The 25091-nt window shown below is 64.8% G+C and carries 26 protein-coding genes and 2 pseudogenes; 11 read left to right on the top strand and 17 right to left on the bottom strand.

Features of this window, described 5'->3' with window-relative positions; translation table 11 throughout:
- Window positions 1-24 precede the first annotated feature (24 nt).
- A complete protein-coding gene (locus J8I87_RS02745; protein ID WP_209929901.1) occupies window positions 25-2280 on the top strand; it encodes a S8 family serine peptidase in 2256 nt (751 codons plus the stop codon).
- A gap of 100 nt (window positions 2281-2380) precedes the next feature.
- Here the strand turns inward: J8I87_RS02745 and J8I87_RS02740 are convergent, their stop codons facing one another.
- The 3 genes from J8I87_RS02740 to J8I87_RS46215 all read right to left on the bottom strand — a co-directional run bounded on the left by J8I87_RS02740 (window position 2381) and on the right by J8I87_RS46215 (window position 3748).
- On the bottom strand, window positions 2381-2641 hold the full coding sequence (locus tag J8I87_RS02740; protein ID WP_209929900.1) for a hypothetical protein: 261 nt from the start codon (window positions 2639-2641) through the stop codon (window positions 2381-2383).
- 310 nt (window positions 2642-2951) lie between these two features.
- The gene (locus J8I87_RS02735) at window positions 2952-3167 is read right to left on the bottom strand and encodes a DUF1330 domain-containing protein (protein ID WP_209929965.1); all 216 of its coding nucleotides are present in this window, start codon (window positions 3165-3167) and stop codon (window positions 2952-2954) included.
- A 446-nt stretch (window positions 3168-3613) separates the two neighbouring features.
- A complete protein-coding gene (locus J8I87_RS46215) occupies window positions 3614-3748 on the bottom strand; it encodes a hypothetical protein (protein WP_409518718.1) in 135 nt (44 codons plus the stop codon).
- 470 nt (window positions 3749-4218) lie between these two features.
- Between J8I87_RS46215 and J8I87_RS44435 the strand changes: the two genes are divergently transcribed.
- Window positions 4219-4386 (top strand): hypothetical protein, encoded by a 168-nt coding sequence (locus tag J8I87_RS44435; RefSeq protein ID WP_245253654.1) that lies wholly within the window; start codon window positions 4219-4221, stop codon window positions 4384-4386.
- 76 nt (window positions 4387-4462) lie between these two features.
- Here the strand turns inward: J8I87_RS44435 and J8I87_RS02720 are convergent, their stop codons facing one another.
- Window positions 4463-5122: a TetR/AcrR family transcriptional regulator gene (locus J8I87_RS02720; RefSeq protein WP_209929899.1), complete on the bottom strand. Its 660-nt coding sequence runs from the start codon at window positions 5120-5122 to the stop codon at window positions 4463-4465.
- A gap of 300 nt (window positions 5123-5422) precedes the next feature.
- Here J8I87_RS02720 and J8I87_RS02715 point away from each other — a divergent pair, with 300 nt between their 5' ends.
- Window positions 5423-5806, top strand: a complete 384-nt coding sequence (locus J8I87_RS02715; protein ID WP_245253653.1) for a DUF3331 domain-containing protein — start codon at window positions 5423-5425, stop codon at window positions 5804-5806.
- A 234-nt stretch (window positions 5807-6040) separates the two neighbouring features.
- The gene (locus tag J8I87_RS02710; protein WP_209929897.1) at window positions 6041-7507 is read left to right on the top strand and encodes an HDOD domain-containing protein; all 1467 of its coding nucleotides are present in this window, start codon (window positions 6041-6043) and stop codon (window positions 7505-7507) included.
- A gap of 25 nt (window positions 7508-7532) precedes the next feature.
- Here the strand turns inward: J8I87_RS02710 and J8I87_RS02705 are convergent, their stop codons facing one another.
- A complete protein-coding gene (locus J8I87_RS02705) occupies window positions 7533-8216 on the bottom strand; it encodes an HAD family phosphatase (RefSeq protein ID WP_209929964.1) in 684 nt (227 codons plus the stop codon).
- Between the two features lie 400 nt (window positions 8217-8616).
- Between J8I87_RS02705 and J8I87_RS02700 the strand changes: the two genes are divergently transcribed.
- The 3 genes from J8I87_RS02700 to J8I87_RS02690 are packed head-to-tail and all read left to right on the top strand — an operon-like array spanning window position 8617 to window position 11657.
- Complete coding sequence (locus tag J8I87_RS02700; protein WP_209929896.1) at window positions 8617-10350, top strand: PQQ-dependent dehydrogenase, methanol/ethanol family; 1734 nt, start codon at window positions 8617-8619, stop codon at window positions 10348-10350.
- Window positions 10350-10982 carry a cytochrome c gene (locus J8I87_RS02695; protein WP_209929895.1) on the top strand — a complete coding sequence of 211 codons (633 nt, stop codon included), beginning with the start codon at window positions 10350-10352 and terminating at the stop codon, window positions 10980-10982. The genes J8I87_RS02700 and J8I87_RS02695 overlap by 1 nt, the downstream gene beginning before the upstream one ends.
- Window positions 10983-10997: 15 nt before the next feature.
- Window positions 10998-11657 (top strand): ankyrin repeat domain-containing protein, encoded by a 660-nt coding sequence (locus tag J8I87_RS02690; protein WP_209929894.1) that lies wholly within the window; start codon window positions 10998-11000, stop codon window positions 11655-11657.
- 75 nt (window positions 11658-11732) lie between these two features.
- Here the strand turns inward: J8I87_RS02690 and J8I87_RS02685 are convergent, their stop codons facing one another.
- The 3 genes from J8I87_RS02685 to J8I87_RS02675 form a co-directional block, all read right to left on the bottom strand.
- The gene (locus J8I87_RS02685; RefSeq protein ID WP_313063661.1) at window positions 11733-12068 is read right to left on the bottom strand and encodes a MarR family transcriptional regulator; all 336 of its coding nucleotides are present in this window, start codon (window positions 12066-12068) and stop codon (window positions 11733-11735) included.
- 36 nt (window positions 12069-12104) lie between these two features.
- Complete coding sequence (locus tag J8I87_RS02680; RefSeq protein WP_209929893.1) at window positions 12105-13040, bottom strand: histone deacetylase family protein; 936 nt, start codon at window positions 13038-13040, stop codon at window positions 12105-12107.
- A gap of 142 nt (window positions 13041-13182) precedes the next feature.
- Entirely contained in the window at window positions 13183-14298 is a 1116-nt protein-coding gene (locus J8I87_RS02675) for an AraC family transcriptional regulator (protein WP_209929892.1), read from the bottom strand.
- Window positions 14299-14508: 210 nt separating this feature from the next.
- Between J8I87_RS02675 and J8I87_RS02670 the strand changes: the two genes are divergently transcribed.
- Both J8I87_RS02670 and J8I87_RS02665 read left to right on the top strand, forming a co-directional pair.
- The gene (locus tag J8I87_RS02670; RefSeq protein WP_209929891.1) at window positions 14509-16167 is read left to right on the top strand and encodes an AMP-binding protein; all 1659 of its coding nucleotides are present in this window, start codon (window positions 14509-14511) and stop codon (window positions 16165-16167) included.
- A 203-nt stretch (window positions 16168-16370) separates the two neighbouring features.
- Complete coding sequence (locus tag J8I87_RS02665) at window positions 16371-16787, top strand: cupredoxin domain-containing protein (RefSeq protein ID WP_209929890.1); 417 nt, start codon at window positions 16371-16373, stop codon at window positions 16785-16787.
- A gap of 29 nt (window positions 16788-16816) precedes the next feature.
- Here J8I87_RS02665 and J8I87_RS02660 read toward each other — a convergent pair whose 3' ends face one another.
- The gene (locus J8I87_RS02660) at window positions 16817-17917 is read right to left on the bottom strand and encodes a PAS domain S-box protein (protein ID WP_209929889.1); all 1101 of its coding nucleotides are present in this window, start codon (window positions 17915-17917) and stop codon (window positions 16817-16819) included.
- A 70-nt stretch (window positions 17918-17987) separates the two neighbouring features.
- On the bottom strand, window positions 17988-18269 hold the full coding sequence (locus tag J8I87_RS02655; RefSeq protein ID WP_209929888.1) for a hypothetical protein: 282 nt from the start codon (window positions 18267-18269) through the stop codon (window positions 17988-17990).
- Window positions 18270-18447: 178 nt separating this feature from the next.
- Here J8I87_RS02655 and J8I87_RS02650 point away from each other — a divergent pair, with 178 nt between their 5' ends.
- Complete coding sequence (locus tag J8I87_RS02650) at window positions 18448-18765, top strand: hypothetical protein (RefSeq protein WP_209929963.1); 318 nt, start codon at window positions 18448-18450, stop codon at window positions 18763-18765.
- 134 nt (window positions 18766-18899) lie between these two features.
- Here J8I87_RS02650 and J8I87_RS44430 read toward each other — a convergent pair.
- The 5 genes and pseudogenes from J8I87_RS44430 to J8I87_RS02630 form a co-directional block, all read right to left on the bottom strand.
- Window positions 18900-19146: pseudogene (locus tag J8I87_RS44430) on the bottom strand (nitroreductase family protein); the annotation flags it as partial.
- Window positions 19147-19181: 35 nt separating this feature from the next.
- Window positions 19182-19961, bottom strand: coding sequence for a helix-turn-helix domain-containing protein (locus J8I87_RS02645; protein ID WP_209929887.1), 780 nt, complete (start codon window positions 19959-19961; stop codon window positions 19182-19184).
- Between the two features lie 13 nt (window positions 19962-19974).
- Complete coding sequence (locus tag J8I87_RS02640; protein ID WP_209929886.1) at window positions 19975-20385, bottom strand: response regulator transcription factor; 411 nt, start codon at window positions 20383-20385, stop codon at window positions 19975-19977.
- A gap of 119 nt (window positions 20386-20504) precedes the next feature.
- The gene (locus J8I87_RS02635) at window positions 20505-21152 is read right to left on the bottom strand and encodes a response regulator transcription factor (RefSeq protein ID WP_209929885.1); all 648 of its coding nucleotides are present in this window, start codon (window positions 21150-21152) and stop codon (window positions 20505-20507) included.
- A pseudogene (locus tag J8I87_RS02630) lies at window positions 21149-22429 on the bottom strand (PAS domain S-box protein); the annotation flags it as partial. The gene J8I87_RS02635 and the pseudogene J8I87_RS02630, both read right to left, overlap by 4 nt.
- A 293-nt stretch (window positions 22430-22722) precedes the next feature.
- Here J8I87_RS02630 and J8I87_RS02625 point away from each other — a divergent pair.
- Window positions 22723-23178: a universal stress protein gene (locus tag J8I87_RS02625; protein WP_209929883.1), complete on the top strand. Its 456-nt coding sequence runs from the start codon at window positions 22723-22725 to the stop codon at window positions 23176-23178.
- A 132-nt stretch (window positions 23179-23310) separates the two neighbouring features.
- Here J8I87_RS02625 and J8I87_RS02620 read toward each other — a convergent pair whose 3' ends face one another.
- Together J8I87_RS02620 and J8I87_RS02615 are read right to left on the bottom strand one after the other, a co-directional pair.
- On the bottom strand, window positions 23311-24141 hold the full coding sequence (locus tag J8I87_RS02620; RefSeq protein ID WP_209929882.1) for a universal stress protein: 831 nt from the start codon (window positions 24139-24141) through the stop codon (window positions 23311-23313).
- 52 nt (window positions 24142-24193) lie between these two features.
- Window positions 24194-25033 carry a universal stress protein gene (locus J8I87_RS02615; RefSeq protein ID WP_209929881.1) on the bottom strand — a complete coding sequence of 280 codons (840 nt, stop codon included), beginning with the start codon at window positions 25031-25033 and terminating at the stop codon, window positions 24194-24196.
- Window positions 25034-25091: the final 58 nt, after the last annotated feature.

Raw genomic sequence — 25091 nt, 5'->3', positions numbered from 1 at the left:
GACACTGTTCAAGGGAGCTGAGCGATGGACTGGACATCGTTGACGGGCCAGAAGGGCGCGTGGAGCGGGCTCGACTGGACAGCGCGCGCCCCCGGCACGGCGCGCGCGGACCCTTATCTGGCGTGGGCCGATGCAACCGGCTTCGCCGATCTTGGCGGTGCGCCGACGGGCTGGGTGCGTGTCATCCTCGAACTGAACGAGACTGCGCCCGATCACACGGAGCTGACCGCGAAGTCGTTCGCGGAGCGTCTTGAAGGCGTGAACGCGGGATGGCAGGCATGGATACGCGTGTCGTCGCTCTATCGCTTTCCGCCTGCCGATCTCGACAAAACCCGCTTCCTCACCGCATGCGTGACGAAGCAGTTCTTTGCCGAACTCGATGCGTCGCTCGCGGGGTTCATCAAGCGCTTCGAGATCGGCATGCCCGTCGTGCCTGACGATCTGCCTTCAGAGGCGTCGGCGGGGACGTCGGCGGGGACGTCGGCGGGCGCGGCGCCGCTCGCAACGGGAACGGGCCCGGCGTTCGCTGGCGCGCAGTTCGCAGCGCCGAACGCCGCTTCACCGCCCATGGTGTTTCTCGGCGTGATGGACGACGGGCTTGCGTTTGCGCATGAGCGCTTTCGCTCCGTCGACGATCCATCGGCCACGCGCATCGAATACTTCTGGAATCAGGACGACGCGCCAGGCTCGCCGCCTGTTCTGCACTACGGAAGCGAACTGTCGAAGAGCGACATCGACGCCATGCTCGCGCGTTGCACGCTCGGCGGACTGGTCGATGAAGAAGCCGTGTACGCGCAGGCGGGCTATATCAATGTGCGCAGGCGCTGGGCGCACGGCACCGAAGTGATGGACCTCGCCGGTGGCGTGCGGCCTGGCAAGCTCCATACGGCGTTTCTGCACACGCAGGGCGAAGAGCAGAACGTGCTCGACAACGCGCGGCTCATCGGCGTGCAGTTCAAGACGGCGGGGCGAACCGTGCGCGATACATCGGGGCGCTGGTTCGCCGTGCATGCGCTCGACGCGATGCGCTACGTCCTGCGCCGCGCCGACGATGCCGCGCAAGGCGCGAAGTATTGCGTGGTGCTCAACCTGAGTTACGGCTACATGGCGGGGCCGCACGACGGCAGTTCGATCATCGAAAGAGCGATCGACGAGCTGATCGGCCTGCATCGCGACCTGTGTGTCGTCGTGCCTGCCGGAAACAGCAACGTGCTGCGTTGTCACGCGCGTGTCGAGGTGCAGCACGGGGCGTCGCAGAGCATCACATGGCGCGTGTTGCCGGACTGCGCAACGCCCGGCTTTCTGGAGATATGGTTGCCTGAACATGCGGACGCTTCGCAGGTGAAGCTCACGGTATCGCCGCCCGCGGGCGCCGGGAGTCCGCTCATCGCAAGCGGCAGCGTCTACGCATGGCAGCCCGATGGCAATGTGTTGTGCACGGTCGCGTACCTGGATCAGGTCGCGACGGGCAATCGCAACATGATCCTGATCGCGCTCGCGCCGACCCTCACGCGCAAGCCGTCGCGCGACGCGGCACCGGCCGGAAACTGGAGCGTCACGCTGTCGAATAGCTTGCAGACGGGCGATCCGCTCGTCATCGACGCATGGATACAACGCAACGAAACGGCGTATGGCTTTCCCGTGCGCGGGCGTCAATCGCGTTTCGAAGATCCCCGATACAGGCGCTTCGTTTCCGGCGCGCACATCCGCGACTTCGATGCCGGCAACATGGACTCGTGGATCAGGCGAAGCCGCACGCTCAATTCGATCGCGACGGGAGAGAACACGGTCGTGGTCGGCGGGTATCGGCGCACGGATGGGACAGCGGCCGCGTATTCATCGACGGGGCCCACGCTTTCGGATACGGGGCGAGACGGTCCCGATGCGATGGCCGTCAGCGAGGATTCGCCGGGTTGCGCCGGCGTGCTGGGCGCAAGCACGCGAAGCGGCTGTCTCGTCGCGCTGTCGGGGACGAGCGCGGCGGCGCCGCAGGTCGCGCGGTTGCTGGTGCGCGCGAAGCTACAGGGGCAGTCGGGCACTTTCACGGCCTATGCGCTGAAACCGCACAAGGCGCGTGAGTGGATCGCGAAGAGGGCGGCAGCGGAAGACCCGGTGCCCGTCGCGCTGATGGCTCATCAGCTCGGCGGATGTCCCGTCACGGCGATCCCGCCCGTCGTGCCCGTTGGACAGCATTCGTGGGTCCCAAGGCTGATCGACGAACGCGGCGGCGCTGGACGCTTTCCTTCGCCGCGCTGGAAGAGGCGCGGCATCAAGCTGTAGCGCGAAAACGAAACGGGGCCGTCATCTGTGACGGCCCCGTTTGACGACGAGCGTTCAATGCGCGTTCAATGCGCGTTCAAGCCACGACACATCATGATAGTCAGTTGCCGCCCTTGAACAGGTCCTGCAACCGCGCCTGCTCGCCGTCCTTTTGCGAGCGCACGAGATCCTGATAGACCTCGCTGCGTGTCTTGCCATGCATGGCCGCGCTGCCCGACATCGAGTTCGTCGACATGCCCGGACCTTCCGAATTGATGACGGTTTCCGGCGTGGCCGTCGCGCTGGTGGTGGCTTCCTGCGCGTTGGCTTGCCATGTCGACAGACAGAGCGCACCGCCACAGAGGATGATGATCGTCTTCATGTAAGTCTCCTTACGAAAATTGCGGCGCGTGACGCTAGCGCCGGACCAGCACGACGGCGTGTGCGGCGTTCGGCGGAACGCTTACCTACGCCGACCTTTCAGACGTCAGCAACCATCGGAATCTGTGGGAGAACAGGATTGAAGTCGTTGACACGCGAACGGGCAGGGCATCGACGCGGAGCAGATCGATCGGATCGCGAATGCGAGTGCGCCGCCTGGATGCAGCCTGTATTGCCCAGTATGGATGTCGCGCGTCATCCGGCCTATATGACTTTGGTGATAAACCTATGCATCGGTATACGACGCTGGGTCAAAGCCCTTCGACCAGCACGACGAGATGACGCGTGCCTCTGAGCCGATGCTGCGCGACTTCGCGATACGCATCGCTGTCGTACCAGGCGCGTGCTGCCGCGAGCGTTGGACATTCGAGTATCACGATGGCTTCGGCCGCGTCGCCTTCCTGCACCTGCTGCGTGCCATACGCCGCAAGAACCTTGTGCGGGTAGCCGTCGAACGTGTCGCGCAGATTCGCGCGATAAGCTGTGCTCGTCGGTGCCGTGCGGCGCGAAGACGATCTTCAGACCAGCAGCCCGCGCGCCGTCGAGCAGATTGCGCGACATGCGCGATGAAGCCGGTTTTTGCGAGCATCGGTGCAATCGACGCGTGCAGCTTGCCGTCTTCGGCGAGGAAATCGTTGAGCACGTCGATGAGCACGAGTGCCGCGGTATGAGGCGGATAAGTCGATCGTTCGATGATTCCCGCGTGCTATCTGATGACGGCGATCACGCTTTCGCTCGTCGCGCTGCATCGCTTTCCCGAGCGCAAGCAGGCGATCGCGGTAACGTGCTGAGCGGGTGTCTGCGGCTGTCAGCTGAAAGTCAGCGAGGAATCAGCGGGAAGTCAGGAGGAAGTCAGCGGGAAGTCAGCGGGAAGTCAGCCGCGAGCGAGGTGTTTGTCAGCCGCGAGCGTCCTTCAGCAGCACCGCTCGGGCGCGCAAGTCTTGGGGCTCATGTCGAACGCGCGGCGAAACGCGCGCGTGAAATCCGAAGCGCTCTTCAACCCGAGCCCATACGCGATCTCCATCACCTGAAGCTGCGGGAAACGCACGAGCTCGTTGGCGGCCTCGCGCAGCCGCCGGTTGCGTATAAAGTCCGCCCTCGTGCTCGAACCAGCGGTAGATCGTCGCGCGCTTGAGTTGCAGCGCCTGAATCACGCTGGCCGGCGACAGGTCGGCCTGGTGAAGATTCGCCTCGACGAAACGCCGCACCCGTCCAGCCACGGCGGCCTGTAGCGCGGCGCGTTTTGTCGGGAAAAAGAAAGTTGGACGGGTCGCGCGGCGGTGCGACAAGTGACGTCGTGGCGACCGTCACCGCACCGTGGGCGCGACAGCGCAGCCCCGCTGTCGCCGAGGACAGCTGAGCACGGCCCGTCCGACGGCTTCGAGATGATGATCGGGGGCCACTATGGCGGTAACAAAAGCTCAGGTGTCGTCGGATGTCGCGACGCTGCGCTCAGCCAACCTCGCGGACGTGGAACTGGATCATCTGAAACGGATGGTCTAGTACATCGTGCGCCGCATGGAGCGCGACGACGAGTCCAGGCTCGACTACGAATACTGGGGAAGGCGCTTGCGTGCGCTCGCGCAAACCTGCGATCTGGTGACGACGCAACGACAGCGGATCATTACGTTGCTGGATTTGCTGGAGCGGGAAATGCTATACCCGTCGCGGCAGACGGCGGCCTGACCCTGCTTGCGCCACGCGCCCGTTGCGCGGGAGCGCACGCACGCGGTACGCGCGAAGCGGGTGCCCGCCGGGGGCATTACGCCAGCATGCCGAGGGCCGTGTCGAGCACGACGCGCTTGAACTTCTTCTCATGTTCCGGCAGAGACGAGAACGCCCGCAGCAGATTGCCGTACGAAACCGTCTTGCTGATCGCGTTCAGCAGCATGAAAAACATCACATTGGCGTCTTTCACTTTCAGTTCACCGCGCTTCGCCGCGTCTTCGAACAGCGGCACGAGCACGTCGTGATAAGGCCGAACCAGCCGGTCGATCAGCACGTTGAGCCGCTCACCTTCTTCCCTCACCGACGTCGAGAAGAAGATACCGAAGTCGGGATCGTCGAAAACCGCATCGATGAATGTCGCGACCGCGCTTTGCACGCGTGCTCTCGCGCCGAGCGGAGAGGCCCGCAGTGCCGCCGTCGCTTCGATCATGGGTGACATCTGGTCCGCGATCTGTTCGACGACGGCCAGCCACAACGTTTCTTTCGAACCGAAATGATGCGCAATGAGCGCGGCATCGACGCCTGAATCGCGCGCGATCTCGCGCACGCTGGCCGCCTCGAATCCCCGTTTGCCGAAGGTCTTGCGTGCGTTCTGCAGGATGACGTCCAGGCCGACCGACGCGCTCGAAGCCGGGCGTCCGCGCGCGCGCTTCTTCTGTCCGGGTTGTTCCGCTGATGCCGTCACGTCTTTCATTCAGATGAGCCTGCCGATCGCCAGAGCAGGCGTGAGTTTAACCGAGCTTCGCGGCGCGGCCGTTTGACACGTGTTCAGCGCGACGCGACTGTGCCAATATTCATCACGTGTTGAATTATTGCGGGCGGACCTGGGCAAGCCGTTACCCGGTTTCGCAATCCGCGACTTCGGCTCGCCCGCCGCATCAGCGGCGAGGTTGTGTCCGGTACGCTGGGCGGGGCCGGTTTCGATAGCGGCTGAAGCCTCGGCTTGCCTGACCGGGATGTCGCCCGGATCGCGATCCGGGGCAAGAGGATGCATATGATGGACGAACATATCGAAATATGGTGCCGAACCGTTGCGGCGCTCCGCGACTTCGACGTGAAGCCAGAACCCGTCGAAGCGCCGCCTGCGCCGCGCCGCAAGACGCGCGGGGCGCCCCGCTGGGACGGGCGCGGCCGCCCGACGGTGCGCGTGCTCGACAAGCCTACGCCGCAAACCTTGACGGTATCGTGGTGCGACTCGCGCACGGGCCATTACGGCTATCAGACATGGCGGGCGATCGTCGCGAGCAGGGCGGGCAAGTGCGTGCTGACGGGGCGCTCGATCAAGGCGGGCGAGACCGTCTATTGTCCGCATGCGAGCGGCACGCCGCCGCGCAATGCAGGCGCGATGATCGTCGCGGCGAGCATCCTCGAGCGTTGAGATTCGCCGGGCGTTCCGGCAAGTTTTGCCGGAACGCTCGCGGTGACGATCGTTATGGTTGAGTGTTGCCGGCTCCCGTGTCGAATCATCTGAAACGATCGCATCGGCGTGACGGGTCGTTCATTTCCAGCACATCGACGTCACCGCAAAGCCGTTCTAGCCGACGGGTTGTGTTTTAATCACGGGTACTGCTGCTGTTGCCTTTCAACGTATCTGTTTTACAACCACCGTCAGATGTCCGCTGTAGTCAAGTCCGAATTGCTGGAAAAACTGTGGGCGCGCATGAGCGAGCGCGGCGATTTCCCGATGCTTTCCCAGGCGCTGCGCACCACCGTGGCGGCGATGAATAACGACGACCTCGACTTCAACTCGCTCGTGCAGGTCGTGCTCTCGGATGTCGGGCTCACGCAAAAGGTGCTGCGGCTCGCGAATTCAGCGATGTACGTCGCTTTCGGCGGCAACATCACGACGGTCACGCGGGCGCTGATGGTGCTCGGCATGGATACCGTCGGTCATCTCGTGGTCGGGATGAAGATCGTCGATCACTTTCATCAAAGTCTGCCGCATCGGATCGACGCGAAGCTCGAACTCAACCGCGCGCTGCTGTGCGGCACGGTGGCCCGGCGCGTCACGGAAGGCAACGACCTGCGCGTTGCCGAAGAAGCCGTGGTCTGCACGCTGATGCGCCAGATCGGCAGGCTGCTGGTCGCGTTCTATCTGGAAAGCGAATGGGACCGTCTGCGCCGCACTGCCGCGACCGAGGAGATCGACGACAGCGACGCGTGCGCGCGTCTGCTCGGCGTGAGCTTCGAGGAGATCGGCAACGAGGCCGCGAGGCGCTGGCGTTTGCCGGAGACGATCTTTGCCGGCATGCAGGCGATCGGCGCGCAATGCGACGTGCCTCTTTCGGACCACGTGCGGTGGCTGCGGGCCGTCAATAGCTACTCGACGGAGGCGGGCAATGTGCTCGCGGCCCACGCGCCGGGCGACACGCTCGAAACATTGCTCGGCGAGCTTGCTATCCGGTACAGCGACGCGCTCAGAATCGATGCGCCACGGCTCGACCTGCTGGGCATCGCGTTGATCGACGAAGAGACGAACGATGGTCTGATGCAGGAAATCGCCGAACTGCGCGCGCATGCCGACTCGATCGTGCGCACGGGCAAGTCCGCGCACGCGCGCTTGAGCGCGGGCCTCGAAGACCTGCGGGCGCTGCCTTCAAGCAAGGCGCTTGCGCCCGTGCTGACGCTGGCTTCTGAAGCGATACTCGCGGGCCTGTCGCTATCGCGCACGCTGGTGTTCGTGCGTGAAGGCGATGCGCGCTACCACGCGCGCATCGGCTTTGGTGCCGACATCGAGCGCATGCTGCCGGCGCTGAACTTCGGCGCGGGGTTCCAGCCCGACGTCTTTCATCTCGCCATCGCCAACCCGGTGGGCATCTTCATCGAGAACGCCCGCGAGCCGCGCATGGAAGCGCGGCTGCCCGAATGGTTCAAGGCGCATCTGGCCGATGCTCAGGCGTTCGTGCTGCTGCCCGTAAAGGCCAAGGACACGACCGTCGCGCTGATGTACGGCGACTGGACGCGGCCTGAAGCCGTGCACAAGATCACGCAGTCGGAAATGGCGGTCCTCAACGAATTGACGCGCGAGCTGAGCCGTTTCTTTTCCCGCGCGAATCTCGAAGCAGCCGACATGCTCTGATGCGTTTGCCGGGGCTTTGCAGCGCTCAGCGTTGCCAGCCCGACAGCAGCGCGGGCAGCTGCGCCATCTCTTCGAAGACCTGAGCGACGCCGGCAGCGCGCAGCGCTTCCTTCGAGCTGTGGCCTTTTTCGTCCGGACTGTAGCCGAATACCGTCGCGCCTGCCGAGCGGCCTGCCGTAGCGCCCGTCACGGTATCCTCGATCACCGCGCAGCGCGCAGGCTCCACGCCGAGACCCGCGGCCGCCGCGAGGTACACGTCGGGATGCGGCTTGTTGCGGGGCGTTTCGTGACCGCTGAAGATACGTCCTTCGAAATGATCGAGCACGCCGATTTTCGCGAGCTGGAGCCGTACCTTGTGACGATCCGCGCCGGATGCGACGGCGATCCTTCCACCCAGCCGCGCATGCAACGCTTCGACGGCCGTGGCGATGCCCGCGATCGCCGTGACGTCACGCTCGAGCGCGGCATTGCGGCGTGCGCGGAACGTGTCGAGCCATTGCGCCGTGATCCTCACACCTGTTTTCGCTTCGATCAGCGGCGCCTCGTCCATCACCGTCTTGCCGACGAAGATCGTCATCGCTTCATCGACGCTCAACGGCCAGCCGAGTTCGCCGAGCATCGTCGCAAGCACGGTGTTGGTGATCGTTTCCGAATCGACGAGCACGCCGTCGCAGTCGAATAACACGGCGTCGAAGGGAAATGCAGACATCATCGTCCTTTGTGAGGCAGTCAAAACCCCGTAGCGTATCGCGACTCGCGACTGTCTGCTCAAACGCGGCTCTCGCCTTTTCGTTGCGCGGCCATCAAACGTCATATGTGAACGCGCATTCAATAACGCCGCGACCCAGCGCCAAGCATGCCGCTTGCCTGGCAAATCGGGAGCGCTTCGTCTAGGCTTAATTGAGCCGGCCTTTGGAAAAGGAGAAAGCTTCACGCCTTTTCCCGATTTTGCGCAGCCGACCCGTCCCGACGAAGCGATCAACGTTTCTAATTCTTAAGCTTTTGTTGTTAGGGGTTGCGCGACGTGCTGTCCACGCCTTTATCCGGGTCGGCGAATGCCGCACTCCAGCGCTCGCAATCTTAAGCAATACAAAGCGGAGGAGACGCTCATGCCAACATCCCCCCGGTATCTCGCCGTTTTCGTTCCCCTGCTGGCGGCAGCGCTCGCGTCGCCAGCGTCGCGCGGCGCCGACGATGCGCAGAACGCATCGACCACCACCTCGGCGCCCATGCCGTCGCCGTTCAAGCCCGTCAGCCAGGGGCAGCTCGACAGCGCGGCCAGCAATTCATCCGACTGGCTGCATTCGAACGGCTCATACGCGCAGACGCGCTTCTACCCCGGCACCCAGATCAACAAGACCAACGTGTCGAAGCTGCGGCCGGCTTTCATTTTCCAGACGGCCGTCAACGAGTCGATGGAAACGGCACCCATCGTGTCGAACGGCATCATGTACATCACGACGTCGTTCAATCACGTCTATGCAGTCGACGCGGTGACGGGCAAGGAATTCTGGCACTACAAGCATAAGATGGGCCCCGTGACCACGTTCTGTTGCGGGCCCAACAATCGCGGCGTCGCGATTTCGGGCGACCGCCTCTACATGGGCACGCTCGACTCGAAGCTCGTCGCGCTCGACGCGAAGACAGGCAACGTGCTGTGGCAAAGCCAGATCGCCGATCCGGATCTGGGCTACTCGGAGACGATGGCGCCCGCGGTCGTCGACGGCAAGGTGCTGATCGGCACGAACGGCGGCGAGTACGGCATTCGCGGCTTCGTGAAGGCGTTCGATGCGAACTCCGGCCAGTTGCTGTGGACGTTCTATACGATTCCCGACACAGGCCAGGAAGGCGTCTGGGCAACCAAGGATGCGACGGGCCGCGACGAGAAGCGCGATATCGCCGCCGAGAAGAAGCAGCTTGCCGACAAGGGCGGCGACTTCTACAAGACGCTGGGCGGCGGCGTCTGGATGACGCCTGCGATCGACCGCAAGACGCATACGGTGTACTTCGTCGTCGGCAATCCGTCGCCCGACCTGTATGGCGCGATCCGGCCGGGAGACAACCTCTATACGGACTCGCTCGTCGCGATCGATCTGGACACGGGCAAATACAAATGGCACTACCAGTACGTGCCACATGACGTATGGGACCTGGATGCCGTCAGCCCGCCCATTCTCGTCGACGTGCGCGACACCAACGGCAAGATGATTCCGGGCATCATCCACGGCGGCAAGACAGGGCACGTCTATGTGCACGATCGCGAGACAGGCCGCCTGATCCGCTTCTCGCAGGCGATGATTCCGCAGGAGAACATGTGGACACTGCCAACGCCCGAGGGCGCGCGGATGTTGCCTGGCGCGAACGGCGGCGTCGAATGGTCGCCGATGGCCTTCGATCCGCAGACGCGCCTCGCGTACGTGGCCAACCTGCATCAGCCGATGACCTACCAGGTCACGGACGCGCCGTATCCGGGCGGCAGCAAGCTGTGGCTCGGCGGGGCGTTCAAGGTGATTCCGTCCGAAGAGCAATGGGGCAAGCTGTCGGCCGTCAACATCGATACCGGCAAGGTCGCGTGGGACTTCAAGACCGCTCAGCCGCTGATCGGCGGCGTGCTCGTGACGGCGGGCGGCCTCGTGTTCAACGGCGAGGGCAATGGCCTGTTCCGCGCATTCGACGCCTCGACGGGCAAGAAGTTGTGGGAATTCCAGTGTGGAGCGGGCGTGAACTCGCCGGCTGTGTCGTATAACGTGCACGGCAAGCAGTATGTCGCCGTCGCGGCGGGGGGCAATACGCAACTGGACTTCAAGCGCGGCAACACGGTGCTGGTGTTCGCGCTGCCGTGATGACGGGCGTGCCGGTGTCAGCCGCTTTCGCGCGGCGCGCCGCGTGCGCCGTCTTGCGCACGTGCGCGCTGCTCGTGTGCGCAGGCGGCCTGATATGGCCGCCGACACCGGCGCGCGCGGATGCCGAGGCGGGCAAGGCGAAGGCGCAGACGTGCGTCGCCTGTCATGGGCCGATGGGCAATTCGACCGATCCGCAATATCCCGTTCTCGCCGGGCAGACGACGCGCTACATCTATCTTCAGTTGCGCGATTTCAAGGAAGGGCGCCGTAGCGACCCGCGCATGTCGCCGATGGCGGCGAACCTGTCGAAAGAAGACATGCAGGACCTCGCCGACTATTTCGCTGCGCAAAAGCCCGTGCCCGTCGCGTTCAAGGCGGATGGCGAAGCCGTCGAAGCCGGGCGCAAGAAGTCCGCCGCGGAGCTGTGTACGACGTGCCATCTGGCCAACTTCTCGGGACAGAACGAGATTCCGCGCGTCGCCGGGCAGCACTATCAGTACATCGTCAAGCAGTTGCAGGACTTCCGTTCCCGCACCCGCACCAACGATGCGGGCAACATGGGGAGCGTCGCGCGCAACCTGACCGACGACGACATCCGCAACCTCGCCAGCTACGTCGCGAACCTGCAATAGCGCCAGGGAGATCAAATGAAACTGACGGTCAGACATATCGCGGCCGTGCTGCTCGCGGCCGGCGCGCTCGGGTCCGCGCTGCCGGCGGCCGCGCAGGAGGCGGGCGAAACGAACCGCATGCTGCTCGCTGCCGCGAAAGATGGCGACCGCGCGAGCGTGGTCGCGGCGCTCGAACGCGGCGCAGCCGTCGATGCCGCAAACCGGATCGGCGACACGGCGCTGCTCACCGCCTGCAAGAAGGGCGATGCCGACATCGCGCGCACGCTGGTCGAGCATGGCGCGAACGTCGGGCATGCGAACGCGCCTGGCGTCACGCCGCTGATGGCCGCTGCGTATTACGGCTATGACCCGATCGTCGCGCTGCTGCTCGCGCACGGCGCCGATCCGCTGGCGACGGACCGGGTGGGCAAGACGGCGATGGAATATGCGGCGGGCGAAGGGCGGACCCAGGCCGTGAAGCAGTTGCTCGATGCGGGCATCGACGTCAACCGCCGCTACAAGAACGATCTCACCGCGTTGATGTGGGCCGCCGGATATGACCGCGCCGACACCGTGAAACTGCTGCTCGCGCGCGGCGCCGACGAATCGTTGAAAGACAATCGTGGGATGACCGCGATGGACATCGCCGCGCAGACGAAGTCGAATCAGGTCGCGGGCCTGTTGTCCGCGCATTAGCGCGCGGTCATCGCTCGTCGTCCGCGCCGCCGCTTTGTGCGGCATCGTCGAGCCGCTTCATGTTGTCGAGCAGCTTCAGCAGATAGTGCAGCGTGTGCGTGACGTCGTCGACTGAAAATTCTCCAGCACCTGTTCGTGATGCTCGTGAATTTTCGGCGTGGCCTGCTCAACCCATAGCTTGCAGCCTGACTCCGTTATCGTGATGAGTCGCGAGCGGCCGTCGCGGCCGTCCGCTTCGCCCGTCAGATGCCCGTCGCGCTGCATCCGGCTGATCAGGCCAGACAGGTTCGGATCGCTGACCATCCGGTAGCGGGCCAGGTCCCCGACGCTCATGCCTGCCTTCGCCTTCGCCTTCGCTCGCGCGACAGCGCGCCAGGGCACGGCCGACTGCTGCGTCGTCGTTCGTTCCATACGCAGACACGACGATGCGATTCGCGCAAAGCCGGCTCAATTTCCCATCAATGCGCGTACATGCGCGCGCGTGCCGCCCGCGAGACCTTCCATGCTGTAGCCGCCTTCGAGTATCGACACCACGCGTCCATCGCAAGTCTCGTCGGCGATGCGCACGAGTTCGCGCGTGATCCAGTGAAAGTCGTCGTCTTCGAGACGCAGCGCCGCGAGGGGATCGAGCCGATGCGCATCGAAGCCGGTCGAAAGGATCATCAACTTCGGGCGGAACTCGCGGATGGCGGGCAGCATCCCGGCCTCGATGCGCACACGAAACAGCGTCGAGTCGCAGCCCGGTGGCAGCGGAATGTTGAGGATATTGTGGCTCACGCCCGTTTCGGCGGCTGCGCCCGTGCCGGGATAAAGCGGCGATTGATGGCTCGATGCATAGAAGAGTTCGGGCCGGTGGTAAAACGCGGCCTGCGTGCCGTTGCCGTGATGCACGTCGAAGTCCACGACTGCGACGCGTTCGAGCTTGTGCACTTCATAAGCGTAGGCGGCTGCGATGGCGGCCTGATTGAAGATGCAAAAGCCCATTGCTCTCGATGGCTCGGCGTGGTGTCCGCACGGACGCGTCGCGCAGAACACGTTGCGCGCGTCGCCATTGAGCACGGCATCGACGCCCGCGCATGCTGCGCCGACGCAGCGCATGACGGCTTCCCACGAACCCGGCGACATGACGGTATCGCCGCCGTCGAGCGGCATATAGCCCTGTGTCGGCGCGGCCTGCGCGACTTCGTCGATAAAGTCCTTGGTGTGGATGAGTTCCACCTGTTCGCGCGTGCCCATCGGCGCGTCACGCCATTCGAGCGCGGCGAACTCCTCGGCGCGCAAGGTCTTCAGGACGGTCTTCAGGCGCTCGGCAGACTCGGGGTGATGCGGGCCGGGTTGATGGTTCAGGCAGGCGGCGTGCGTGTAGACAAGGGTCGAGGACATGGCGTGCTGCTGCGCAATGACGCGCGGCGCGTTATCGGGTAATCCGCCAAGTGTAAGGTGGCGGCTTTTGCGCGGAACAATCAAAGAAACTTTGGCAGGCCATAGACATTCGTTTATGGACCGCGCTGTCCGTCACGACCGACTATTCGCCCGTTGCGCCGCGATCGCGCCGGACCTCGTTCGGCGTCTTGCCCGTCCAGCGCTTGAATGCGTGCCGGAAGCTGACGGCATCGCTGAAGCCCAGTGTCAGTGCGATGTCGTCGATGTTGAGGGTGGTCGTGCTCAGGTAGTCGATCGCGAGCGCCTTGCGCACGCCCGTCAATAGCTCGCTGTACGACGCGCCTTCCGCTTCGAGCTTGCGGCGCAGCGTGCGCGAGGTCATGCACAGGCTCTCGGCGATCTGTTCGATGTCCGGGAATTTTCCGGGCGTGCGCGTGAGTTCCTGATACACGCGCTGCGTGACGCCAGCCTGCCAGCGGAATTGTTCGAGCAGGCGCGCGCACTGCGTCGAGACCTGCGCGGCCGTGATCGGATTGGCAAGCTGCGGCGCGCGCGTCAGCCAGGCGGCGGGATAGCTCAACAGATACTGTGGCTGATCGAACGCGAGCGGGCATTCCAGCACATCGGACAACATGGCCGCGTGCGGCGGCTCGGGCTGGGCGAACATCGCGCGGGCAGGGACGCACCAGGCGCCCATCACGTCCTTGACGACGGTCACGTGCACGGCGAATTGCAGGTCGATGAGAAACCGGTATAGCGGCTCGTCGACATCGGGCAGCAAGACCTCTTCACGGCTCGGGAATATCCAGGTCGCTGCGTCGTCATGCTCGACCCAGTGAATGTCGAGCATTCCGTTCGCGAGCTGATGATATTTGACGGCGATATCGAACGTGCGCGCGAGGGCCTCCGAGCAGAGCAGCGCATAGCCATACATGCCGTAACTCGACGCGTGCAGCCGGCGTCCGACACGCACGCCCAGGTCCGGCTTTCCATAATGTCGAACGGCATTGCGCGCGGCCGTGAGGAACTGCAGCGACGACGTCAGCGTGAACGGGTTGGCCACGGCGGCGGCGTCGAGATCGGTGCCCGCGAGCACCGTTTTCGCGTCGAGTCCGACTTCCGCGGCCACGTCGATCAGCGCGACGAGCTTGGACGGCGCGAAGCGCTTTTCTCGCCATGCGATGGCCGACGACGCGTGCGCCAGCTGCTCGCCCCAATGATGCACTGCCGTCGTGTCCGGGCGCGCGCCCTGTTGCATGAATGGAGTCCTGTGTCCGAATCGATACCCAATGCGTGACCGAGATTCTGCGCGCGAACGCGGCCACCCGCCATAGGGTTCACCCTGGACGCGGGGCGCGCGGCAAAAGCTTTGTCCGTTGCGATCACCAAATCGTCCACACCGATCATTTGCAACACACGGGCGTCGCGCGATAGTCCATGCGGCACCGAAAAATTCTCAGGAGACAGCATGGACGAGACCCAGACCCTCAACGCCCGCAACCGACACTGGATCCCGTCGTACGGTTCAATCCCGGCGGAGATCGATGCCGACCGCTATCCGTGCGTCAATGCGCTGCTCGCCGCAGCGATGCGCGAGTTCGCGTCGAAGCCGGCCTTTTGTGCGTTCGGCCAAACGTTGACGTACGCGGACATCGACCGCCTGTCGCGCGCATTCGCCGCTTATCTGCAGAAGGTGGCGGGCGTGCGCAAAGGCGATCGCGTCGCCGTGATGCTGCCGAATCTGCTGTCGTTTCCGATCGCTTTCATCGCGATTGCGCGGATTGGCGGCGTGCAGGTGAACGTCAATCCCCTCTATACCGCGCGTGAACTCGAACATCAGCTCAACGACGCCGGCGTCGAAACGATCGTCGCATTCGACGGCGCGAGCGCGACGCTCGCGCAAGTGATCGGCAGGACGCGCATCAAAACGGTGATCACCTCCGGCGCGGGCGACGGCAGCGGTGTCGCGGTGCCGGGCCCCGCCGTCGATCCGTCTCTGCGCGGCGCGGTCGCGCTGCCCGCCGCGATCGCGCTAGGCGAGCAACTCACCGTCGATCCCGTCGACGTCGGCGGCGGCGATCTGCTCTTTTTGCAATACACGGGCGGCACGACGGGGCTGTCGAAGGGCGCTGCGTTGTCGCATCGCAATCTCGTCGCCAATATCGAGCAGTTCAAGGCCTTCATGCCCGATGCGCTGCAGCCCGGCGCAGAGGTCGTCGTGACGGCGATCCCGCTTTATCACATCTTCGCGCTCACGGTGAACTTCCTCACTTACTTCTCAATCGGCGCAAAGAACTGGCTCGTGGCCAACCCGCGAGAGACGGATGCGTTCATCGACGTGCTGAAGGCCGCGCGGCCGACCGTCTTCGTCGGGGTCAATACGCTGTACGCGGGACTCGCCGCGCACCCGCGCCTCGCGGAAGTGGACTGGTCGCGGCTGAAGCTCTCGGCAGGCGGCGGCGCGGCGGTGATCGACATCGTATCGGAGCGCTGGAAGTTGGTGACGGGAAGCTTCATCCGCGAAGGCTACGGCCTGTCGGAAACGTCGCCCGTGGTGTCGTTCAATCCGCAGTTCATCGACGGGTTCACGGGCAGCACCGGCATGCCCGTGCCGTCCACCGACGTCAAGCTGCTCGACGACGACAACCGGGAAGCCGGCATCGGCGAGCCGGGCGAGATCTGCGTGAAGGGCCCGCAGGTGATGCGCGGCTACTGGAACCAGCCCGAGGCCAACGCGCGTGCCTTCACATCCGATGGCTACTTTCGCACCGGCGATGTCGGCGTGTTCGACGAGAAGGGCTTCCTGAAGATCGTCGATCGCAAGAAGGACATGATCCTCGTCTCCGGCTTCAACGTTTATCCAAATGAAGTGGAAGCCGTCGTCACCGCGTTTCCCGGCATTGCCGAATGCGCGTGCATCGGCGTGCCGGACGAAAAGACGGGCGAAGCGGTCACGCTGTTCGTGATCGCCGCGCCAGGCGTCGATGTGAACCGGGAAGCGCTGATCGCGCACTGTCGCGCGGCCATGGCGGCCTACAAGGTGCCGAAGTACATCCGGTTCGTCGACGCATTGCCCAAGTCGAACGTCGGCAAGATTCTGCGCCGCGAGCTTCGCCATCTCGACTGACGGCAGCGCGGCGCGCGCCGGAAGCCGCTCCCGACGCGCCGCCGCGTGGAATATTTCCCGGGCTATTGTCGTTCTTGTCTCAAGATCCGATTGAAGGTTGTGGGCATCACGGTCTATGCACCGTGACGGATGCGTGCGCGCGACGCAGGCGGTCCCGCTCGCGCCGTTGCTTGCGGCAATGCGGCCTTTCGAGGAGAGACATCATGACGGACAGAAACCATGCTGTGCTCGTGCTGGCAATCGTTGCGCTCGGCGTTGCTCCGCTGGGCAGTCATGCGGACGAGACGGTTCACGTCGAGCTGACGGACAACGCCATTCAACTCGACCCCGAAACAGCGAAGGCAGGGCACGTCACGTTCGAGGTGAGCAACGCGGCGAGCGGCAATACCGAACATGAGCTGGTGGTGCTGAAGACCGATATGGACGACAGCCATTTGCCCGTGCGCAAAGGCCAGGTCCCGGAAAACAAATTCAGGAAGATGGGCGAGGTCGAGGACGTGGCGCAGGGTTCGAAGAAGCGCTTGTCGCTCAATCTCGCGCCGGGGCGTTATGTGCTGATCTGCAATCGCCCGGGCCACTACGAAATGGGCATGCACGCGTCGCTCGTCGTCGCGCATTGAGGTGACGTCAGCATTCGCCGCGGTGCGTGTCATTGCACGGACGTAACGGGCGACCGGATCGAAATGTGAAAGCCCGCGCCGGGCGAACTGATGAACGACACGGTGCCCTGTAGTTGCCTGACACGTTCGCGGATGCCCAGCAGCCCGAACGACGCGCTGCCCGGCGGCAGATCGAGCGCGGCGCCCACGCCGTCGTCCTCGATTTCGAGCGAGAACGTGTCGGCCGTGCTCGCGAGTTCGATGCGCACGCGGCTCGCGCGCGCGTGACGGGCGACGTTGGTCAGCGCTTCCTGGACGATGCGAAAGAGCGTGGTCGACGCGAATTCGTTGAAATGCAGTTCGCCCGTTGCGATGTGGACGGACGCCACGACGCCATAGCGCTTCGTGAAGTCTTCCGCGAGCCATTCGAGCGCGGCCGTCAGACCCAGATCGTCGAGCAGCGGCGGCCGCAGATCGGAGGCGATGCGGCGCAGCGACATGGCCATCGCGTCGATCTCCGTCTGCAGCGCGTGGGTCTGCTGCACGAGCGGCGCGGTCGCGGCGTTGGCGGCAAGCGTCGCTTCGATCAGCGCGACGCTCATTTTCAGCGCGGTCAACTGCTGTCCGAGGTCGTCGTGCAGTTCGCGCGCGATGCGCTTTTGCTCGTTTTCGCGTGTGATCTGCACCTGCGCCGATACTTCGCTCGCGCGTTCGAGTTCGGCGAGGCGCACGCGGTCCGTCATGTCGCGCGTGATCTTCGCGAAGCCGAGCAACTCGCCCTTCGAATCGCGCACCGCCGAAATGATCACGTTTGCCCAGAACCGCGAACCGTCGCGCCGCACGCGCCAGCCTTCGTCTTCGACGCGGCCTTCGGCGGCGGCGATCTCGAGTTCGCGCGCGGGCTTGCCTGCGGCGATGTCTTCTTCCGTATAGAACGTCGAAAAGTGGCGGCCGACTATCTCGTCGTGCGAATAGCCCTTGATGCGCTGTGCGCCCGGATTCCAGCTTGAGACGTTGCCCGACGGATCGAGCATGAAGATCGCGTAATCGTGGACGGCTTCGATCAGAAGAGCATAGCGGTCTTCGAGCGGAACATCCGAAATGGACGTCGCGTGGGCGATGCGGGACGGCTCGATCTTTGGCGCTGCCATCGCGACTCCCGGCGGTCAATGGAACGTTTGCAGACGTTTCGGACGTTTGCCGACACGAAGCTGAGTTATATCAGGTCGCCTGCCGTTGTTCCACCTTGGCGAGGCGACGCGCGTCGCCGGCGGCGAAGCCGGGCGGGTTGACCTGAATCAATCGGGTCCCCGCGCGGCCCAGTACGCTGACAGTACAGGCCTTGCGCGGCATCGCGCAGCGAAGACAGGTGTGATCATGGCTCTGACCGGCAACGTCGATGATGGCGGGTGGACCGTCCGCGTGAAAACCGTGCCCGCCGATGGCGGCTTTTGCGGCGATGTCTGCATCAGCGGCCGCGGCGACGATGGCGAGTTCAGCCATGCGTTCAGAGCCAGCGGACGGTTCGCGACCGAGCGCGAGGCGCTGCTCGAAGGACTGCGGGAGGGAATGGCGTGGATCGGCTTGAAGCGTGCACGGACGATCAGGGTGTAGCGCGCGAGCGCGTCGTTCAGACAGGAAGCCGGCCGGGGGAATCGGCGCACAACGACGGGAGGCGATGATGGGCATCGGCATGCAGATTGTCTATCTCGGATGCAGCGGCACGACGCCATTCGAAGCGGAAGCGGCCGCGCAGCTGTTGCGGCTGCAACGGTTCGGCGCGTTGCTGTCGAACTGCCGCCTCGCGATCGAAGCGCTGCGTCTGCGTTCGGGCGAGCCGCTTTATGACGTTCGTCTGGATCTCGTGACGGCCACGCATGAACTGACGCCCATTGGCCGCTGTGCGGCGCAAAGCGCCGAAGAGGCGCTTCGCTGCGCGTTCGATGCCGCCGAGAAGGCGCTGCAGACGGCGGCCTTCGCGTCGGGACGGCGCAACTGATCGCAATCTCTGCAACCGGGCTTCAGCGTACGCACACGTGACGCAGTACAGCCGCAGCTACCAGGTGGCAGACAATTCAATCTACAGGCGGCACGTCCCAGGCGATTGAGCCAGCTCAACGGGCATCGACATGCGGATGCGGCGAGCGTGATCAGCGGTTCGCAATCGAACGGATCGACGACGGGCAACGCGCGCAGCCGGTCCGCGCAAACCTGCACGGTGTCGCCATCGACAGTGAAACGCCACGGCCTGCGTATTGTGATTGGACGGCGCGAGCACCGCGTATTGCAGCGCAAAGCGTATTTGGGTACCCGGCGGTGCGGCGGCGTCGAAGCGCCGCTCGTCGACGTCCCACGCTGAAGCCGGGGTCGCGTGCGCCATCTGCACGTCTGCTGTCGCGTCGGATTCCGTGCGCGCTATACCCGCGCGAGCCCTTCGGGATCGACGATACGTATCGTCTTGCCGTCCGCGTGCACGAGCCGCTCGCGCTGGAACTTCGAGAACATGCGGCTCACGGTTTCCAGCTTCATCCCGAGATAGCAGCCGATTTCTTCGCGCGTCATGCGCAGATGAAACTCGGCGGCCGAGAAACCGCGCGCCTTGAAGCGCCGCGACAGATTCAGCAGGAAGGTCGCGACGCGCTGCTCGGCCGTCATGGTTCCTAGCAGCATCATCTGGCTCGACTCGCGGACGATCTCGCTGCTCATCATCTGATAGATGTGATGCTGCATCGACTTTATCTCGCGGCAGGCCACTTCGAGCTGCGCGAACGGAATGATGCAGACCACGCTGTCTTCGAGTGCGATGGCGTCACAGTTGTGATGGCCCGCGCCGAGGCCGTCGAGACCCAGCGCCTCGCCCGCGATCTGGAAGCCGGTCACGTGCTCGCGGCCGTCGCGATGCATGACCACGGTTTTGAACGATCCCGCGCGCACCGCGTAGATGCTCTGAAACGTGTCGCCCGCGCGGTACAGCGTGTCCCCTCGCTTGACGGAGCGCGTCGAGCAGATCAGCGAATCGAGTCTCGCGAAATCGGCCGCGCTTAGTTCGGGCGGCATGCAGAGGGCGCGCATGGAGCACGCGGAGCAGCGGGGCGCGCGTTGCACCGGCTCGCGTTGCTCGATGCGGTGAAAGGGCACGACGGTCGCGGGGCGTGCCGTCGGGTGCCCGGATACGGGGGCGTTTGCAGCAAGCATGATCGGCTCCTGTTCATTCACCGGGACGCGCGCCGCGCGCCCGTGCAATCCGTTCGATGGCGCGGCAGGCCGCGTCGAACTCAGAGGTCTTGTCGAAAAAGAAATCGGCACCCGCCGCCATGCATGCGTCGCGGAAGGCGCGCGCGGTGTAGTTCGTCAACACGATCACGACAACGGATACCTCGCCGCGCGACAACGCCCCAATCAGTTCCAGGCTGTTTCCGCCCGTCAGATGCAGATCCAGCACGGCGATGTCCGCGCCGGATGCGCGGATGCCTTCGAGCGCCGCGTCGCAGTCTTCCGCCTCGCCCGCGATTTCCACGCCAGCGATTGCGTCGAGCAGACGCGCGAGCCGCCGCCTCACCTCGGCGGAAGCGTCGGCCAGATAAACCTTCGAGACGATGGCTGATACGGCGGTATCCATGGCTACCAGTATCGGCGGCCATATCTTAAAAATGTATCGGCAAGGCTTTAAGCCGAACTAGGAGATTGGGTAGCTGCTGTAGGATTATTCCTACCCTTCCGGGCAAACGCAGGGGAGCGTCAGATATCGCTTTCGTCGTCGATCAGTTTGTGGCGGATCGCGTAGCGCACGAGCCCGTTTTCGTTCGGCATCTGCATTTTTTCGAGGATGCGTGTCTTGTGCGTGCTGACGGTTTTGACGCTCAGGCACAGCTCGTGCGCGATCTCGGTGATGCTCTGGCCCGCGACGATGCGGCGGAACACGTCGAACTCGCGGTCGGACAGCCGTTGATGCGGCAGCGCCTCAGCGGGTTCGTTCAGATGCTGCGCGAAGCGTTCGGCCATCGCAAGGCTGACGTAGACGCCGCCCGAGGCGATCTTGGTGACGGCGCCGACCAGCTCGGCACTGGCGCTTTCCTTGGTCATGTAGCCGGAAGCGCCCGCCTTGAACGCGCGCACCGCGTATTGCTGCTCGGCATGCATTGTCAGCACGAGGATGCGCAGCGCGGGCTTTTCTTCCTTGATCTGCCGGATCAGATCGATGCCGTTGCGGCCGGGCATCGACAGGTCGAGCACCAGCACGTGCGCGTCGGTCGCGCGTGCGAGCGCAATGGTGGTCGCGCTGTCCCAGGCTTCGCCCGCGACCTCGAAGCCGCTCGCGGATTGCAGGATGTGGCGCAGCCCGTCGCGCACGAGTGTGTGGTCGTCGGCAAGCAGTACCTTGATCATGGATGCGTGTGTTCCTGTTGCACGGCCTGCAAGGGGAAAGTGATCGTCAGCGCGAATCCTTCGCCTTGTGCCGTATCGATCTGCACGGCGCCGCCCAGCATATATGCCCGCTCGCGCACGCCGATCAGGCCGAACGACTTGTCCCCGCCCGCGTTTGCGTTCGCGTGATATTCGGCGCCTCGGCCATTATCCGCGATGCGCAGAACATAGTGCTCGCTGGTCGCGTGCAAGGCCAGTTCGACGGCCGTCGCGTCCGCATGGCGGGCGACGTTGGTCAGCGCTTCCTGGACGATGCGAAACAGCGCCGTCGCCGCGTCTTTCGTGAATTCGGCGTCGCCCGCCGCGATGTTTCGCTCGACTGCGATGCCGTAGCGATCCGTGAAGTCGTTCGCGAGCCATTCGATCGCGGGCACGATGCCGAGGTCGTCGAGCATCACGGGCCGCAGATCGGCGGCGATGCGGCGCAGCGACGCCACCGTCGAATCGATCATCCGGAACATGCCGCGCAATTGGCCCGCGACGGCGGGATCGAGCGGCTCCCGCGCGGAGGCACCCTGCGTCAGCCTGTGTTCGAGCGCCGACAGGTCCATTTTCAGCGCCGTCAGTTGCTGGCCCAGATCGTCGTGCAGTTCGCGGGCGATGCGCGTTTTTTCCTCTTCGCGCACGTGCTGAAGATTGGCCGACAGCCGGCGCAGCTCCTCGCGCGACTCCGTCAGCGCGTTCTCCGACTTCACCCGCTCCGTCACGTCGCGCAACATGACCGTGTAGAGCTTGCCGGAGTCTTCGCGGATCTGCGAGATCGACGCCTCCAGCGGAAATTCTTCACCGTTCGCGCGCAACCCGAACAGAACCGGCTGGCGTCCCATCTGCCGCTCGGAGATGCCCGTCACGCCGAACTGCGCGACATGCCGCGCATGGATCTCGCGAAAGCGTTGCGGGATGAAGCGCGAAAGCGGCGTGCCGAGCGCTTGCGCCGCCGTCACGCCGAAGATGCGTTCCGCGGTCGGATTGAAGATGACGATGTTTTGCGCTTCGTCGATCGTGATGATCGCCTCCATCGACGAGCGGATGATGCCCATCATCCGTGCTTCGCCGCGACGTGCTTCCGTCGTGGAGTCCGCCGTGGAGCGCGCGGCCGCGCTCATCCGGACGCTCATGCAGACAATCACGGCGACGGCCGCCGAAGCGCAAACCGCGGCGATCAGAGCGACAGTTGCCGCGCGCGTGATGTTCGCCCTGACCGCGCCGTTGGCTGCAAGAACAGCGAGCACGACGGCCGCTGCCAATGCGAACGCGACGATCGACAACGCGACGGGCGTGGCAAGCGCTGCCCGCGCGCGGGAGGTACGCGTCGTGTCAACGTCGAATTTCATCCGGGTCTTCATCGCGATAGCGGCGTGTAACGCGTCGCAACCATTTTGCGTGTTTGCGCGTGACGAGCCAAGGCCGTTAGCATCTGCGCATGCCGACCGAGGCGCGATTGATCTGCGTCAACCGACAATCCGCGGTCCGCAACACACTGTTGTTGCACGCGATCGCCGAAAGCGTGCTCATTCAGATGGAGTACACCATGTACAAACGGATTCTCGTTGCGCTCGACGGCAGTCCGAGCGCGCAGCGCGCGCTTCGCGAAGCCGTGGGTCTCGCGCAGTTGTCGGATGGCGTGATCGAGGCGCTGTGTGTCGTCGATCGCGGCAAATGGCCGACGGAAGCGGACGCACGCGTCATTGCCGGGCGCGAGCCGGGCGGCGCCGCACATGACCCGGCCGCCAGCGCGCTCGCCGAAGCGCGCAAGCTGTTCGAGGATACGGGCGTGCGCGGCACCGTGCGCACGATCGACGCCTACGCGGAACACGTGTCCGCCGTGCTCGCGCGGGCCGCGGACGAATGCGAAGCCGATCTCATCGTCATGGGCACGCATGGCCGGCGCGGCGTGCAACGCTTTCTGCTGGGCAGCGTCGCCGAATCGCTCGCGCGTTCGACGGACATTCCCGTGCTGATCGTCCGCCACGATTCTTCCTCCTGACATGCCTGACATGCGCAGCCTCAGGGCGTGCCGGGCGCCGGTGCGCGTGCCGCGCTCCGGCTGCGCAAGCGGACAGCCACGCGTGGCGTCATGCGTGCCACGCCGGCACGCCCCGGGTCGCTCAATGCGCGCTCAATGCGCCATCAGCACAGGCGTCGTCATCGATTCGAGCATGGTCCGCGTGACGCCGCCGAATACGCGCTCGCGCGCGCGTGCATGTCCGTACGCGCCCATCACGAGCAGATCCGCATGCAGGTCCGATATGCGATTGAGCAGCGTCGCGCCCGCGCCGATGCCGAGGTGATGCGGCGTCGTCGAAAACGACGCGCGCACGCCATGGGCGTCGAGCCAGGCGGCGACATCGATTCCCTCGGGCGCTTGCGCATGCTGCGCGTGACGCCGGACGATCTCGATGCCGACGTGACGCGCGTGCTGCAGCAACGGCAGTGCGTCGGCGGCTGCGCGCGCGGCTTCGCGGCTGCCGTCCCACGCGACCAGCACGTTTTCGCCGATCGTTCGCACCTCGCCCGCATACGGAATCACGAGCGCCGGGCGGCCGGCGCCCAGCACCAGATCGCCGACGAAATGCGGCTCGACGAACGCGGCGGGATCGTTCGGGTCTTCCTGCCCGAGCACCAGCAGATCGGCGTGACGCGCATGCAGCATCGCGACGTCGAGCGCCCGTCCCGGCGGCGCGCGCCATTCGGCGCTGCGGCCCGCGCGCCCGGCGGCCGTGAGAAAGGACTCTTCGGCCTTTTGCCGGCGTTCGGCCTGCAGCGCTTCGAGACGCGCGAGCGGAAGGCTCCCGTCCTGCTGGAAGACGGGCCTGAAGAGGTCCTGGCACACGACGTACAGGCCGATCAGATGCGCATCCCAGCGCTGCGCGAGGTCGAGCGACAACGCGACGCGCGCATCGCTGCGGCGGCTGTCGTCGATATGGACGAGCAAGGTCTTGTAGGTCATCTCAGTTCCTTTTCAGCGGAGATCCGTGTCGCGTGAACCCGAACGGTGACGCTCAGTGCGACATCAGCACGGGCAGGGTCATCGACTTGAGCAACGTGCGCGTCGCGCCGCCCAGCACCAGTTCGTGCAGCCGGGAATGCGCGTACGCGCCCATCACGAGCAGGTCGCAGCCCGACTCGGCCGCCTGCGACAGCAGCACGTCGCCGATGGGCGTGTCGCTGTCGGCGCCGACTTCGCGCACGTCCACGTTGACGCCGTGACGCGCGATGGTCAGCGCGATGTCGGCGCCCGGAATGCGCCACGCCGGCGGCTCGCCGCGTGTCGCGTTCACCGTGAGCAGCGTGACGTTGGCGGCATGCGACAGGAACGGCATCGCGTCGTGAATCGCGCGCGTCGCTTCGCGGCTGCCGTCCCACGCGACGAGCACGCGCTGGCCGGGCGTCGCGAACGAGCCGCTCGACGGCACCAGCAAGACAGGACGGCCCGCCGACATCAGAAGGTGCTCGACGAACTGGTCGGCAATGAACGACTCGGGGTCGTTCCGGTCGGTCTGGCCGGCGACGATCAGGTCAGCGAGGCGCGCATACGGCGGCACGATGTCGTTGGCGTAACCCGTCGCCCCGATCCAGCGGCCGTCGACGTTCGCGCGCGCCAGCTCTGCATGAAACAGGCGCTCCAGCGCGGCGGCGTGTTCGTGACGCCGGCGCTCGTGCGCGGCGTAATAGTCGGCTGTGCCCGCCATCACGAAGAACGCGTGCCGGTCGGGAACATAGGTCGTGAACAAACCCGTCAGCCGGGCATGAAACCGATGTGCGAGACGCAGCGCGATCTCGAGGCGCGGGTGCGCGTGAGCGCCCGTATCGAGTTGCACGAGGATGCTTTTGTAGCTCATCGCCGTTGCTCCAGAGCAGAGAAACACAGGCGGACGACAGCCCGCATTGCAATCGAGT

Source organism: Paraburkholderia sp. LEh10 (genome assembly GCF_017814945.1).
Classification (GTDB): domain Bacteria; phylum Pseudomonadota; class Gammaproteobacteria; order Burkholderiales; family Burkholderiaceae; genus Paraburkholderia.
The sequence above is the reverse complement of the archived record's forward strand: the minus strand, read 5'-3'. Positions and strand labels throughout refer to the sequence as shown.